Annotated in this window: 11 protein-coding genes; 3 read left to right on the top strand and 8 right to left on the bottom strand. The window is 73.0% G+C overall.

Annotated features, from left to right (window positions below; genetic code table 11):
• Positions 1-142 precede the first annotated feature (142 nt).
• The gene (locus ACFWZ5_RS21600) at positions 143-976 is read right to left on the bottom strand and encodes an NmrA family transcriptional regulator (RefSeq protein WP_384794541.1); all 834 of its coding nucleotides are present in this window, start codon (positions 974-976) and stop codon (positions 143-145) included.
• Positions 977-1,069: 93 nt separating this feature from the next.
• Here ACFWZ5_RS21600 and ACFWZ5_RS21595 point away from each other — a divergent pair, with 93 nt between their 5' ends.
• Entirely contained in the window at positions 1,070-2,011 is a 942-nt protein-coding gene (locus ACFWZ5_RS21595) for an AraC family transcriptional regulator (protein WP_384794543.1), read from the top strand.
• Between the two features lie 40 nt (positions 2,012-2,051).
• On the opposite strand, the gene ACFWZ5_RS21590 is transcribed toward ACFWZ5_RS21595, so the two are convergent.
• The 7 genes from ACFWZ5_RS21590 to ACFWZ5_RS21560 form a co-directional block, all read right to left on the bottom strand.
• Positions 2,052-3,182 (bottom strand): DegT/DnrJ/EryC1/StrS family aminotransferase, encoded by a 1,131-nt coding sequence (locus tag ACFWZ5_RS21590; protein ID WP_384794545.1) that lies wholly within the window; start codon positions 3,180-3,182, stop codon positions 2,052-2,054.
• Positions 3,179-3,622 (bottom strand): sugar 3,4-ketoisomerase, encoded by a 444-nt coding sequence (locus tag ACFWZ5_RS21585; protein ID WP_384794547.1) that lies wholly within the window; start codon positions 3,620-3,622, stop codon positions 3,179-3,181. The genes ACFWZ5_RS21590 and ACFWZ5_RS21585 overlap by 4 nt, the downstream gene beginning before the upstream one ends.
• Positions 3,623-3,683: 61 nt before the next feature.
• Positions 3,684-4,922 carry an aminotransferase class I/II-fold pyridoxal phosphate-dependent enzyme gene (locus ACFWZ5_RS21580; RefSeq protein ID WP_384794549.1) on the bottom strand — a complete coding sequence of 413 codons (1,239 nt, stop codon included), beginning with the start codon at positions 4,920-4,922 and terminating at the stop codon, positions 3,684-3,686.
• A 39-nt stretch (positions 4,923-4,961) separates the two neighbouring features.
• Positions 4,962-5,768, bottom strand: coding sequence for an ABC transporter permease (locus tag ACFWZ5_RS21575; RefSeq protein WP_384794551.1), 807 nt, complete (start codon positions 5,766-5,768; stop codon positions 4,962-4,964).
• Positions 5,765-6,748, bottom strand: a complete 984-nt coding sequence (locus ACFWZ5_RS21570; protein ID WP_384794553.1) for an ATP-binding cassette domain-containing protein — start codon at positions 6,746-6,748, stop codon at positions 5,765-5,767. The genes ACFWZ5_RS21575 and ACFWZ5_RS21570 overlap by 4 nt, the downstream gene beginning before the upstream one ends.
• The gene (locus tag ACFWZ5_RS21565) at positions 6,745-7,992 is read right to left on the bottom strand and encodes a macrolide family glycosyltransferase (protein ID WP_384794555.1); all 1,248 of its coding nucleotides are present in this window, start codon (positions 7,990-7,992) and stop codon (positions 6,745-6,747) included. Before ACFWZ5_RS21565 ends, ACFWZ5_RS21570 begins: the two co-directional genes overlap by 4 nt.
• A 16-nt stretch (positions 7,993-8,008) precedes the next feature.
• The gene (locus tag ACFWZ5_RS21560; RefSeq protein ID WP_384794557.1) at positions 8,009-8,758 is read right to left on the bottom strand and encodes a thioesterase II family protein; all 750 of its coding nucleotides are present in this window, start codon (positions 8,756-8,758) and stop codon (positions 8,009-8,011) included.
• A gap of 271 nt (positions 8,759-9,029) precedes the next feature.
• Between ACFWZ5_RS21560 and ACFWZ5_RS21555 the strand changes: the two genes are divergently transcribed.
• A complete protein-coding gene (locus ACFWZ5_RS21555) occupies positions 9,030-10,502 on the top strand; it encodes an NDP-hexose 2,3-dehydratase family protein (RefSeq protein WP_384794559.1) in 1,473 nt (490 codons plus the stop codon).
• 22 nt (positions 10,503-10,524) lie between these two features.
• On the top strand, positions 10,525-14,913 hold a 4,389-nt coding region (locus ACFWZ5_RS21550; protein ID WP_384891081.1), incomplete at its 3' end, for a beta-ketoacyl synthase N-terminal-like domain-containing protein.

Raw genomic sequence — 14,913 nt, 5'->3', positions numbered from 1 at the left:
CCCCCGGCCCGTACCACCGCCGGGCCATCACGCGGGCCATCACGCGGGCCGTCACCCGGGGCATCATCAGGGCGTCACTGGGGCGGCCCCGGGGGCGGCCCCGGGGCCGCCGGCCGGGCGGTTGCCCCTTGCTGCTGCCTGCTCAGACAGCGGCCCACACGCCGGTGGGGGCGATCTCGGCCACCCAGTCCGCGAAGTCGCGGGGCTTGCGGTTCAGGGCCCGCTCGACGCCGTCGGCCAGCGAGCTGTTGCGGCCGTCGAAGAACTCGGAGATGAGCGTGGCCAGCGGGTCGGCGAACTCGCGCGGGGCGCCGTCGCCCACGATCGCGTCGGCGAACTCGTCCCGGGTGATGGGCTGGTAGCGCAGTTCGCGGCCCGTGGCCCGGGCGATCTCGGCGACGCCTTCGGCGAAGGTCCACAGGCGCGGGCCCGTCAGTTCGTAGCGCTCGCCCACGTGGCCCTTCTCGGTGAGGGCGGCCACCACGACGTCGGCGATGTCGTCGGCGTCGACGAACGGGTCGGCGTTGTCGCCGGCGGGCAGCGCCAGCACGCCCTGGCGCAGCGGGTCGAGGAACACGCCCTCGTCGAAGTTCTGGTGGAACGAGGCCGGGGCGACGACCGTCCACTCCACCGGCAGGCTCGTCACGGCCTCCTCGCACCGCACGGCCTCTTCCTGGTTGCGGGCCGACAGCAGGACCAGGCGCTCCACGCCGGCGTCGACCGCGAGGCGGGCCACGGTGCCGATGGCCTCGCTGGCCCCGGGCCACTCCACCTCGGGGTAGTACATCAGGTAGGCCGACTTGACCCCGGCGACGGCCCGGGCCCACGTCGAGGAGTCCTCCCAGTCGAAGGGGGGCTCGCCGGTGCGGGAGCCGACCCGCACGTCCACGCCCCGCTCGATCAGCCGCTTCGTCACCCGGCGGCCGACCCGGCCGGTACCGCCGAGCACCAACGTCGTGTTCTTGTGTGTTGTCATACCAGCAGTCTGGCCACCCGTGACCTGGATGCTCCATGGCCGAGATGCCGGAATGCATATCCGGTCGTCCAGCTCTCTCGCTACTGTGGGCGGGTGGACGCACTCTCAGGGTTACTCGAGGGGCCGCGGGCCAGCGGCGCCTTCCTGCTGCGCATCGTGATGGAGCCCCCCTGGTCGATCCGGGTCCAGGACCGCTCCCCCCTGTGCCTGGCCGTCATGCTCAGCGGCGAGGCCTACGTCGAGCCCGACCGCGGTGACGCGGTGCGGCTGCGCCCGGGCGACGTCGCCATCGTCCGCGGCCCCGACCCCTACGTGATGAGTGACGACCCGGCGACCTTGCCGCAGGTCATCGTCCACCCCGGCCAGCAGTGCGTCACCCCCGAGGGCGTCGAACTGCGCGAGCGCATGGCCCTGGGGGTGCGCACCTGGGGCTCCAACCCCGACGGGCCCGTACAGCTGCTGCTCGGCGTGTACGAGGAGGTCGGCGCCGTCGGCCAGCGCCTGCTCGACGTCCTGCCGCCCCTGCTGGTCGTCTCCGACGACACCTGGGACTCCACCCTCATCCCGGTCCTTGCGGGCGAGGTCACCAAACAGGGCCCGGCCCAGGGCGTCGTCCTGGACCGCCTGCTGGACCTGCTGCTCATCGCGGTCCTGCGGGCCTGGTTCGACCGGCCCGAGGCCGAGGCCCCCGCCTGGTACCGCGCCCACACCCACCCCGTGGCCGGCGAGGCGCTGCGCCTGTTCCACGAAGACCCCGCCCACCACTGGACCCTGGACCGGGTTGCCGCCGAAGTCGGCGTCTCCCGCGCCACCTTGGCCGAGTGCTTCCGCACCACCGTCGGCACCCCGCCGATGACCTACCTCACCGAATGGCGCCTGGCCCTGGCCGCCGACCTGCTGCGCCAGTCCGACTGCACCCTCAACACCGTCGCCCGCCAGGTCGGCTACAGCAGCGGCTTCGCCCTCAGCTCCGCGTTCAAGCGGGTGTACGGCATCAGCCCGCAGGAACACCGCAGCACCGCCCCGGCCCGCTGAGCCCGCAACGGGAGGCAGGCGCCGCCGGCCGCGCTGCGGGCTACCCGCCGCCCGGCAGGTCCAGCGCGGCGGCCCGCACCGCGTCGACGACCAGCTCGACCGCCGCATCGCTCAGGTGCGGGCCGATGGGCAGGCTCAGCACCTCCTCGGCCAGCCGTTCGGCCCGGGGCAGACCGGCGCGCGGCGCGATCCGCTCGCCCGCGTAGGCGGGGGTGCGGTGGCAGGCCACGGGATAGTGGATCAGGGTGCCCACGCCTGCCTCGGTCAGCCGGTCGCGCAGCGCCTCGCGGTGCGGGGTGCGCAGCACGTACTGGTGCCAGACGGGCGCCGCCCAGGGGGCCGCCTCGGGGACGGCGAGGCCGGGCAGCCCGGCGAACGCCTCGGTGTAGCGCCGCGCGATGGCGCGGCGCCGGTCGTTCCAGGCGTCCAGATGCGGCAGCTTCGCGGCCAGCACGGCGGACTGGATCTCGTCCAGCCGGGAGTTGGTGCCGCGCCGCTCGTGCCGGTACTTCTCCCGGGAGCCGTAGTTGCGCAGCAGGCGCAGCCGGTCGGCGAGCGCGGGGTCGTCGGTGACCAGGGCGCCGCCGTCGCCCAGCGCGCCCAGGTTCTTGCCCGGGTAGAAGCTGAACGCCACGGCATGGCCCGAGCCCACCGGGCGTCCCCGGTACGACGCGCCGTGTGCCTGGGCCGCGTCCTCCAGGAGCGCGATGCCGTGCCGCTCGGCCACCTCGGCGATCGGGTCCAGGTCGGCCGGATGGCCGTACAGGTGCACCGGCATCACGGCCCGGGTGCGTGCGGTGACGGCCGCCTCCAGCAGTTCCGGGGCGAGCAGGAAGGAGCCCTCGGCGGGCTCCACGGGCACCGGCCGCGCACCGGTCGCCGAGACGGCAAGCCAGCAGGCGACGAAGGTGTGCGCGGGCACGATCACCTCGTCGCCGGGCCCGATGCCCAGTGCCCTCAGGCCCAGTTCCAACGCGGCGAAACCGCTGCCGGTGGCCACGCAGTACGCGTTGTCGCAGTACGCCGCGAAGGCCGCCTCGAACGCCTCCAGTTCGGGTCCCAGGATGTAGCGGCCGGAGCGGGAGACCCGCAGCACGGCCGCGTCGATCTCCGCCTGGACTCCGGTGGCCGCGTGCATGTCACGCAGATCGAAGAAGGGGACCTTGGTCATTCGGGCCTCCGGCAGGCTTGCAGGAAGGGCTCGTAGGCGCGGTAGTAGTCCGCCTCCTCGTAGTGCTGCGAGGCCAGCACCATGCAGACGGCGCCCGGCGAGAAGTCGCTGAGGTCCCGCCACACCATCGGGCCGACGTACAGCCCGGTCGAGGGGTCGTCCAGCCGGTACTCGGCCTGCTGGAAGCCGTCGTCGACCTTGATGGTGAAGGCGCCGTGGGCGGCGACGAAGAGCTGTTCCAGCGCGCGGTGCGCATGACCGCCCCGGGCGGTGCCGGGGGTCAGGTCGTGCAGGAAATAGACCCGCTGGATGGGGAATCCGGTGGCCCATTCGGACTCGATGACCGAGATGCAGCCGCGCTCGTTCCTGTGCTGCTCCAGATCGATGAGCCGGCTGGGCTTGAGCCTGCCGACGGGCGTACCGGTGATGCGCGCTGCCATTGCGGCCGTTCCTCGCTCTCGTCCGTCGTGCCCTGGGCACGAGCCGTGCTGTGGTGTGCTCCTACGCCCCGGCGGTACCGGCGAGATCGGCGCGCCGGCGCGCGGTCACCTCGGGCCCGTGCGTGACGGCGGCCCGGATCACATCGCTGATCACCTCGATGTCGGCGGCGCTGACCCCGGGCCCCGTGGGCAGGGCGAGCAGCTGCTCGCACAGCGCCTCGGCGTGCGGGAAGCCGCCGGGCACCGGCGCGGCCGGTTCCTCGCCGTACTGCCCCATGCGGTGGATGGCCTGGGAGAAGTAGGGCTGGGCCAGGATGTTCTCCGCCCGCAGGAGGTCGAGCAGCGCGTCGCGGTGCAGCTGCGCCGTCCGCTCGTCCACGGTGACCATCATGTAGTGGTGGTTGTTGCGGTGCCGGGGGTCGTACCTCACCGCCCGCACCCCGGGGATGCCGTCGAGGGCGGACACATACGCCGCGTAGTTGGCCCGGTTGTGGGCGACGGTGTCCGTGAGCGCGTCCAGCGAGGTGAGGCCCATCGCGGCGGACGCCTCGTTCAGCTTGCCGTTGGTGCCGAGCTGCTCGACCCGGCCGCCGGCTCCGATGCCGAAGTTCCGTGCCTTGCGCGCCCGTTCGGCCAGGGCGTCGTCGTCGGTCACGATCGCGCCGCCCTCGAAGCTGTTGACGACCTTCGTCGCGTGGAAGCTGAACACCTCGGCGTCGCCGAAGCCGCCGATGGGGGTGGATTCGTGGGTGCAGCCCAGTGCCGGCGCCGCGTCGAAGTACAGCCGCAGCCGGTGGCTCTCGGCGATCTTCTCCAGCCGCCGTACGTCGCAGGCCTGCCCGAACAGGTGGACGCCGATGACCGCCCGGGTCCGCGGGCCGATCCGCGCCTCCACCTGGTCGGGGTCGATCAGCCCTGTCAGCGGGTCGACGTCGCAGACCACCGGCCGCAGGCCGAGCCAGCGCACGGCGTGCGCCGTGGCGGGGAAGGTGAGCGCCGGGACGATCACCTCGTCGCCGGGTTCGGCGCCGGTGGCCGCGTCGGCGACCAGCAGCTGCAGCCCCACGGTCGCGTTGCTGAGGGCAACGCAGTGCCGCACGCCCGCGAGCTGCGCCACCCGCGCCTCGAACTCGTCGTGCAGCGGGCCCATGTTGGACAGCCACTCGCTGTCCAGGGCCTGGTTCATCCGTTCCCAGAACCGTTCGCGGTCGCCCTGGTTGGGCCGGCCGACCCGGCGGTTTCGCCGGAACGCCGGCGGCCCGCCGAACAGCGCCAGGTCTTCGGTGCCACGTTTCCTCACAGTGTCTCCCTTGCAGATCCTCGCCCCCCGCCGGGCCCGTCAGACGACCCGTCGCCGGTAGGCGCGGAGGGCCAGCGGGGCAAAGACGGCCGTGAGCGCCGCGGACCAGCCGAGCGTCCACCACACCGAGGTGCCGACGGGGCCGCCCGACATCAGCGCGCGCAGCGCGGTCGCCTCGTGCGAGATCGGGTTGATCTTGGCCCAGGCCTGCAGCCAGCCGGGCATCGTGTCGGTCTTGACGAACACGTTGCTGACGAACGTGAGCGGCAACGACAGCACGCCGCTGAACAGTTGGACGGTGGTGGCGGACCGGGAGCTCACGCCGATCGCTATCGACACCCAGGCCAGGCCCGTACCGAACGCCAGGGCCAGCAGCACCGCGGCCAGCACGGACATGATCCCGGTGCGCAGCTCGAAGCCCTGCAGCAGGCCCGCGACCAGCAGCATGAGCATCCCGGCCGTCACCCGGGTCATATGGCCGAGCATGTGGCCGATCAAGGGCGCGATGCGGGCGATCGGCAGGCTGCGCAGCCGGTCGAAGACACCGTTGGACATGTCCTGGTTGATGCCGGCCCCGGTGGAGAGCACCGCCATCACCGAGTTCTGCACGATCAGACCCGGCAGGGCGTACTGGAGATAGGTCGCGGTGTCCCCGGAGATCGCGCCGCCGAACACGTACACCAGCAGCGCGATGACCAGCAGGGGCTGGATGACGACGAAGCCGATGATCTCCCCGGGGTTCGCCTTCAGATGCAGCAGGTTGCGGCCCGTCAGGGAGAAACAGTGCCGCGCGGTCGTCACCAGGCTCAGCCGGTGGCGCACGGGGGCCGTCGTGCTCGCGCTCATGTTCTGCTCCGCTCTGCCGCCTCGGCGGACTCGGTGGCCGTATCCCTGCGTCTGTCCTGATGGCCGGTCAGCGACAGGAACACCTCGTCCAGGCTCGGCTTGCGCAGCGCGAGTTCCATCACCTCGATGCCGGCTTCGTCCAGCCGGCGCAGCACGGCTCCCGGCAGCGCCGGATCGTTGACGTGCAGGCGCAGCCGGCCGTCTGCCGTGTGGGGCCGCGCCCCGCTGAGCTCGGCGACAAGATTCCCGACGGTCTCCAGCCGGCCCGGGTCGGCGGGCTGGATCTCCAGCGTCTGGCGGTTGGTCTTCGCCTTGAGCTCCTCGGGGGTGCCGGTCGCGATGCTCCTGCCCGCGTCGATCACCACGATGTCGTCGCAGAGCTGGTCGGCCTCATCCATGTACTGGGTGGTCAGCAGGACGGTCGTGCCGCCGGTGACCAGGCCGCGCACGATGTCCCACAGTCCGAGCCGGCTCTCCGGGTCCAGCCCGGTGGTCGGCTCGTCGAGAAAGAGCACGGCGGGGTCGCCGATGAGACATACGGCCAGGTCGAGCCGACGGCGCATGCCGCCCGAATAGGTCCTCGCCTTGCGGTGGGCGGCGTCGGAGAGCCCGAACCGCGCCAGCAGCTCCGCCGCCCGGCGCCGTGCGGCGGGCCGGGAGAAGCCGAGCAGCCGGGCCACCAGGACGATGTTCTGCTGACCGGTCAGATCCTGGTCGACGGACGCGTACTGCCCGGTGAGGCCGATCAGCCGGCGGACCTCGTGGGGATGGCGTGCCACGTCGTAGCCGCACACCTGGGCCCGGCCGGAGTCCGGGCGCAGCAGCGAGGCCAGGATGCGCACCGCCGTCGTTTTGCCCGCGCCGTTGGGGCCGAGCACACCGAGCACGGTGCCCTGCCGCGCGGTCAGGTCGAGTCCGTCCAGCGCCGTGACCTCGCCGTACCGCTTGACCAGTGCCTGGGTCTCGATCGTGTAGGTCATCGGACCGCCGCGCTTTCGGGCTCGGCCGCCGCGGCCGGTTCGCCCAGCCAGCCCTCGATGAGCTGCGCGGCCCGGGCCGGGCCGCCCGCGGCCATCATGCCCATGCGCATGCGAGCGACCCCTCGGCGGATGTCGGGAGAGTGCGAAACGGTCTCGACGGCTTCGCGCAGCCGTCCGGCGGTGACCTCGTGGCCCGGCAGCTCCACGCCCAGGCCGAGTTCGGCCGTGCGCCTGCCGTTGACCCGGTCCTCCGGCGTGTAGGTGATGACCACCAGCGGCTTGCCGAACGAGAGGGCTTCCAGCATGGTGCTGATGCCGGAGTTGCACACCACGGCCGACACATGCGGCAGCACGGTGTTGAACGCCAGCCACTCGTGCATCTCGGTGCTGGCGGGGCGCGCGGCCGCACGGGCGTCCTCGACCGCCTGCCGGCAGGCCGGCAGGTTGCCGGGACCGGCCGTCATCACCAGGTGCCAGTCGCTGTCGGCGAACCCCTCGGCGCAGGCCTTGAAGAACTCCGGGCGGTCGTTCACCTCGGTGCCCAGCGTGACCAGCGCCACCGGCCCCTGCCCGGCGGGCCGTTGCCAGGAGCCGGTTCCGGGGCGGTCGGCGGGCAGGCTGTGCCCGGTGAAGGTGTACCGGCCGTCGAACGTCTCGCCCTGCGGCTGGAACTGCCTCGGCAGCAGGACCAGGTTGCGCTCGTCGATGTCGGCCATGAGCGACCACACCGCGTCCTGGCCCTTGCCTTCGCGGGCGAGGCGCTCGGTCACCAGCTCGACGCACTTCTGGATGTTCTCGCTCGCCGCGTCGAAGACCTCAAGGGCCAGCGAGTAGTGCTCGTTGGTGGCCACGTACGGGAAGAGCTGCACGGTGGGACGGCCCCAGCGCTGCGCCGCCGTCCGCGCGGTGAAGAAGCTTTCGAGGTCGTACAGGATCAGGTCCGGGACGTCGTCGTCGAAGGACTCCAGGGTCCGCGGCAGGATCACGTCCATCGACTCGCGCAGGAACTCCAGCCCCAGGGCCCCGATGTCCTCGCCGGTCACGGCGCCGCCGCCGAGCCGGCCGCGCCGCGAGGCGTAGCGGACCACCTCGGCGCCGAGCTCCGTCACCGGGGCGGCGAGCCGCTCGTCGAGCACGTAGCTGACCCGGTGGCCGAGCGCGATGAGGCAGCGGCTGATCTCCAGCGTCGGGTTCACGTGTCCGTACCCCGGGAACACGAAGATCGCGACGTGTTTCGTCGTCATGCGTCCTCCTGGCTCGTCACCGCAGGGCCGACTCGCTCAGCCGCTCTTCGATCAGCGACAGGACGTCCGCGGTGTGGTCGAGAAGGTAGAAGTGGCCGCCGGGATACGTCCGCAGCTCGAAGTCGCCCGCGGTGTGCGTGCCCCAGGCCGCGACCTCCTCATGGCTCGCCTTGGGGTCCTCGTCGCCGGCCAGCGCGGTGATCGGGCAGCGCAGCCGGGGCCCGGAGGCGTAGCGGTAGGTCTCCGCGGCGCGGTAGTCGCCCCGGATGCTCGGCAGGACCATGCGCATCATGTCCTCGTCGCCGAACACCTGTTGGTCCGTGCCGCTGAGGGCACGCACGTCGGCGATCAGCCCGTCGTCGTCGCGCAGGTGCACCCGCTCGTCCCGGACCCGTGAGGGCGCCCGCCGGGCGGAGGCGAACAGCCGCTCCGCGTACCTCTCCCGGTGCTCCAGCCGCTGGGCCACCTCGTAGGCCAGGGTGGCGCCCATGCTGTGTCCGAAGAGCGCGAAGGGGCGGTCGAGGGCGGGTACGAGGGCCTCGCACACGCGCGCCGCCAAGGTGGCGAGGTCGTCGATCACCGGCTCGTGACGCCGGTCCTGACGGCCCGGGTACTGCACGGCGAGCACCTCGATGCGGGGGCTCAACGCCTGGGCCACTGGGCGGTAGTAGGAAGCCGAGCCTCCCGCGTGCGGCAGGCAGATCAGCTGGACCCTGGCCTCCGCGCTGGGAAAGTAGCGCCGAATCCACAAATCGGTTTCGTTCATGCTGGCCTCTCTGGCCACTCAGGCCTCCGTGTCCGGCTGGGGTCCGGGGGCCGCCCCGGGGAGACGCAGTGCGTCACAAGCACGGCCAGCATGGGTGAGCGCCGGGGCCACCCCCGTTCTCGGCGGCGGAAGTCTAGGGAAATTCGCGGATCGCCCGCGCCGGGCCCCCTCGGCGACGGGATCTGAGTGAACACCTAGTAAGCCCCTGGCCGCCTGGGCCGGCACGCCGAGCCGTGGTCACCTGGGCACGAGCCACCGAAGGGGAGACATCATGCCGCTGACCACCGGGACCGGGGTGCTGCGCGCCGAGGACACGGCGGTGCGTGCGCGGCTGGAGGAGTCGGCGCGGGCCACCGGCGGAGTGGCCACGACCGCCGAGCAGTTCGACACCTGGCTCGCCGAGCGGCGCGCCGCCCAGCTGCACGAGGTCACCCGGATCCCGTTCGCGCAGCTGCGGAACTGGTCCTTCGCCGAGGACACCGGGAACCTCCGGCACGACAGCGGGCGGTTCTTCTCGGTGGCGGGCCTCAAGGTCGAGGTCGACGACGGCCCGGTACGGCAGTGGCACCAGCCCATCATCATGCAGCCGGAGATCGGCCTGCTCGGCATCGCGGTACGCGAGATCGGCGGCGTGCTGCACCTGCTGATGCAGGCGAAGGCGGAGCCGGGCAACCCGAACGGCGTGCAGCTGTCGCCCACCGTGCAGGCCACCAAGAGCAACTACACCGGGGTGCACCGCGGCCGGCATGTGCCCTACGTGGAGCACTTCACGCAGCCCGATCCGCGCCGGGTGGTGGCCGATGTGCTGCAGTCCGAGCACGGCGCCTGGTTCTACCGCAAGCGCAACCGCAATGTGATCGTCGAGGTGGGCCCCGAGGTCGAGGCCGGCGAGGACTTCTGCTGGCTGACCCTGGGCCAGGTGTATCAGCAGCTGCGCGTCGACCACCGGGTGAACATGGACGCCCGCACGGTGCTGTCCTGCCTTCCCGGCTCCACCACCGAGGACAGGGGACTGCACACCAGCACCGAGATCGTCAGCTGGATCACCGCCAACCAGGCGGCGCACGACGTGCAGACCACCCTCGTGGGGCTGCGGAACCTGCCCGGATGGCGGCAGTCGGACTGGTCGGTCTCCCATGAGCGCGGCATCTTCTTCAGCGTCACCGCGGTCGACGTCGTCGCCAACAGCCGCGAAGTGCGCGGCTGGTCCCAGCCGCTGATCGAACCGCACGGCGTGGGCGTGGTCGCCCTGCTGGTCGCGCGGTTCGACGGCGTGCTGCACGCGCTGCTGCGCGCCCGCATCGAGCCCGGCTACCTCGACGCCATCGAACTCGCCCCCACCGTGCAGGGCACCCCGGAGAACCACGCCGAGCTGCCGGGGCCCGTACACCAGCAGCTCCTCGACATCGAAGAGCACCGGCGGCGGGGCCGGGTGCTGTTCGACACCGAGATGTCGGAGGAGGGCGGCCGGTTCTACCACTCCCGCAGCCGCTACATGATCATTGAGGTGGACGGTGACCACCCCGCCGCGGAACTGCCCGGCTGCCGCTGGATCACCCTGCCCCAGATCACCTCCCTGCTGCAGCACCGCCACTACCTCAACGTGCAGGCCCGCAGCCTCATCGCCTGCCTGCGCGCCTGTGCGGACAGCTCCGACGGCGCACGTGATGCCGGCGGTCCCGGGACCCCGGCGGAGCATGCGCATCGCAGCGACCAGGGCACGGCAGAAGACCACGATCGCTGAGTAGCCGGGAGCAGCACGCCACATGGACACTTCACGCTCACTGGGCCCTGCCCGCACCGGGGACGCCGCCCCCCTCGCGCGCCCGGCTCCCGTCACCGGCCAGGAGCCGGTGGCGATCGTCGGACTCTCCTGCCGGCTGCCCGGCGCGGCCGATCCGGCCGCGTTGTGGCGGTTGCTCAGCGACGGACGGTGCGCGGTCGGCCCGGTTCCCGCCGGGCGCGAACCGGCCGGCGGGCCCTGGGGCGCGTTCCTCGACGGAGCCGACCAGTTCGACGCCGGGTTCTTCGGGATCACGCCCCGGGAAGCCGCCGTGCTCGACCCGCAGCAGCGGCTGATGCTCGAACTCGCCTGGGAGGCCTTCGAGGACGCCAGGATCGCCGCCGACGACATCCGGGGCAGCGCGACAGGGGTGTTCATCGGCGCCATGCGCGACGACTACGCCCTGCTGCTCGCCCGCGCCGGGCGCGGTGCGGTCAACCACCACGCCATGCCCGGCGTGAGCCGCGGCGTCATCGCCAACCGGGTCTCGCACTTCCTCGGGCTGGGCGGGCCGAGCCTGGTCATCGACACCGGCCAGGCATCCTCGCTGGTCGCGGTGCACACCGCGATGGAGAGCCTGCGCCGCGGCGAGAGCAGCCTCGCCCTCGCGGGGGGTGTGAACCTCAACCTGGCCGCCGAGACCGGCCTCGTCGCCGAGGAGTTCGGCGGCCTGTCCCCGGACGGCCGCAGCTACACCTTCGACCACCGGGCCAACGGCTTCGTACGCGGCGAGGGCGGCGTCGCCCTCATCCTGCGCCTGCTGCCCAACGCCCTCGCGGCGGGCGACCGCATCTACGGCGTGCTCCGCGGCGGCGCCGTCAACCACGACGGCGCGGCCGAACACCTGACCACTCCCAGCCGGCAGGCCCAGACGGAGGTGCTGCGGCAGGCCTGCGCCGCGGCCGGAGTCAGCCCGGATGCCGTGCAGTACGTGGAACTGCACGGCACCGGCACCCCGGTGGGCGACCCCGTCGAGGCCGCCGCGCTCGGCGCCGCCCTGGGCAGCGCCCGCGACACCGCGGACCCGCTGCTGGTGGGTTCGGTCAAGACCAACCTGGGACACCTGGAGGCCGCCGCGGGAGGCGCCGGCCTGCTCAAGACCGTGCTGGCACTGTTCCACGGGCGGATCCCCGCCAGCCTCCACTTCGAGAGGCCGAACCCGGCCATCCCGCTCACCGAGCTGAACCTGCGCGTCGCCGCCGAGCCGGTCGAGTGGCCCCGCACGGACCGCCCCCGGATCGCGGGCGTCAGCGCCTTCGGCATGGGCGGTACGAACGCGCATGTGATCGTGGAGGAAGCCCCCGAGGCCCCCGAGGCGCCCGGGGAGACCGGGGAGACAGGGGCCGACGACGTCGTGCCGTCGGTGGTGGTGCCGGTGGTGCCGTGGGTGGTGTCGGCGCGGAGCGGCGCGGGTCTGCGCGGTCAGGCCGCGGCGCTGCTCGCATCGGTGGGCGCGGCCGGGCCGGTGGACGTGGGCTGGTCGCTGGCGACGACACGTGCGCGGCTCGGGCATCGGGCAGTTGTGGTCGGCGGGCACCGCGCGGGCCTGTCGGCGCTGGCGGCGGGTGAGCCCGCCGGCGGTCTGGTGAGCGGGGTCGCGGGGCCGGTGGGGCGGACGGTGTTCGTCTTCCCGGGGCAGGGGGCGCAGTGGCTGGGCATGGGCGCCGGCCTGCTGGAGGACTCGGCGGTGTTCGCGTCGGTGGTGGCCGAGTGCGAGGCGCTGATGGGCGGGCTGGTGGACTGGTCGGTCACAGCCGTGCTGCGGGGTGAGGCCGATGCGGCGTTGTGGGAGCGGGCGGATGTGCTCCAGCCGGCGTCGTTCGTGGTGATGGCGGGTCTGGCGGCGGTGTGGCGTTCGCTGGGGGTGGAGCCGGCCGCGGTGGTGGGGCACTCGCAGGGCGAGATCGCGGCCGCTCACGTGGCGGGGGCGCTGTCGTTGGAGGACGCGCTGCGGGTGGTGTGCCTGCGCAGCCGGGCGATTGCGCGGCTGTCCGGCTCGGGCGGCATGGCCTCGCTCAGTGCGTCGGTGGAGTGGGTCGAGGAGCTGCTGGAGCGGTGGCCGGGCCGGGTGTCGGTGGCTGCGGTCAACAGCGCCTCGCAGGTGGTCGTCTCGGGTGAGGCGGACGCGATCGCGGAGGTGGTGGCGGAGTGCGGGCGGCTGGAGGTGCGGGCGCGCAGGATCGCGGTGGACTACGCCTCCCATTCCGTGGCGATGGACGCGCTGCAGCAGGATCTCGCCGCCGCTTTGGAGGGCATCGCCCCGCGCGTGGGCCGGGTGCCGTTGCTGTCGACCGTGACGGGTGAGTTCACGGACGGCTCGCAGATGGACGGCGACTACTGGTTCACGAATCTGCGTTCGCGGGTGCGTTTCGCAGGGGCCGTGGACCGGCTGGCCGCCGCGGGCTTCGGGGTGTTCGTGGAGGTGTCCTCGCATCCGGTGCTGACCACCGCGGTGCAGGAGGCCGCCGACGGGGCCGGGGCCGAGGGCGTCGTGGTGACCGGGTCGCTGCGCCGGGACGAGGGCGGCCTGGAGCGGTTGTTGGCGAGTGCGGCCGAGCTGTGGGTGCACGGCGTGGACGTCGCGTGGACGGCCGCGTTCCAGGGGGCCCGGCCGCGTACCGTCGACCTGCCCGCCTACGCCTTCCAGCGCCGGCGCCACTGGTTCGACACCGTGGCGCCGGAGGCCGCGGAGGGCGAGCTCAGCGTGGCGGCGGCACGACTGGCCGCGGCCCGCGACGAGGCCGAGCGGCGGCGCGTCCTGCTGGAGTTGGTGCGGGCGCACGCCGCCGCGGTGCTCGGCCACGCCGATGCCACGACGGTCCCCGCCCGGACGCAGTTCAAGGACGTCGGCTTCGATTCGCAGTCCTCGCTGCGGCTGCGCAACCGGATCTGCGAGGCGCTGGGGGTCGACCTGCCGACCACCGTGCTGTTCGACCACCCCACGCCCGCCCGGCTGGTCGAGCATCTGCAGACCCGGGTCGGCGGCGCGACCGGGCCGGACACGGGGGTGCCCCTGGACCGGCCCTCGTCCGACGAGCCGATCGCGATCGTCGGCATGGGCTGCCGTTTTCCCGGCGGGGTCCGCTCGCCGGAGGACCTGTGGGAGCTGGTGCGCTCGGGTGCGGACGCCGTCGGGCCCTTCCCCGTGGACCGCGGCTGGGACCTGCAGCGGCTGCTGGCCGACCCGGACGCGCCCGGTGGCTCCGCGGTCGGGGAGGGCGGATTCCTCTACGACGCGGGTGACTTCGATGCGGACTTCTTCGGCATCAGCCCGCGCGAGGCACTGGCGATGGACCCGCAGCAGCGACTGCTGCTGGAGACGTCCTGGGAGGCGCTGGAGCGGGCCGGCATCGACCCCTCCGGGCTGGGCGGCAGCGGTACCGGTGTGTTCGTCGGCGCGATGCACCAGGAGTACGGGCCGCGGCTGCACGAGGCCTCGGACGGGCTGGAGGGCTACGCGCTGACCGGTACCACCGGTTCCACCGCGTCCGGCCGGATCAGTTATGTGCTGGGCCTGGAAGGTCCCTCGATGACCGTGGACACGGCCTGCTCGGCGTCCCTGGTGGCGCTGCATCTGGCGGTGCGGTCGCTGCGCAGCGGCGAGTGCTCGCTGGCGCTGGCCGGGGCGGCGAGCGTGATGTCGACGCCGGGCATCTTCGTGGAGTTCAGCAGGCAGCGCGGGCTCGCGCCGGACGGCCGGTGCAAGGCGTTCTCGGACGCCGCGGACGGCACCGGCTGGGCGGAGGGCGTGGGCACCCTCGTCCTGGAGCGGCTGTCCGACGCACGCCGCAACGGCCACCGGGTCCTGGCCGTGGTGGAGGCGACGGCGGTGAACCAGGACGGCGCGTCCAACGGCCTGACCGCGCCGAACGGCCCGTCCCAGCGGCGGGTGATCCGGCAGGCCCTGGCGGGTGCCGGGCTCCGGCCGGACGACGTGGACGCCGTCGAGGCGCACGGCACCGGCACCGAGCTCGGCGACCCGATCGAGGCACACGCGCTCATCGACGTCTACGGCCGCGGCCGGTCACCGGAGCGGCCGCTCTGGCTGGGCTCGTTGAAGTCCAACATCGGGCACGCCCAGGCCGCCGCCGGTCTGGGCGGCGTGATGAAGATGGTGCTGGCGATGCGGCACGGCCTGCTGCCGCGGACCCTGCACGCCAAGACCCCGTCCGCGCACGTCGACTGGTCGGCCGGCGAGGTCAGGCTGCTGACCGACCCGGTGCCGTGGACCGCCGGGGACCGGCGGCGCCGGGCCGGCGTGTCGTCCTTCGGGATCAGCGGCACCAACGCGCACGTCATCCTCGCGGAGCCGACCGGGCCGACCGGGCCGACCGGGCCGACCGGGCCGACCGGGCCGACCGGGCCGACCGGG

This window comes from Streptomyces sp. NPDC059003, from assembly GCF_042740445.1.
GTDB lineage: Bacteria > Actinomycetota > Actinomycetes > Streptomycetales > Streptomycetaceae > Streptomyces.
This window is presented reverse-complemented; position numbering and strand designations above follow the sequence as displayed.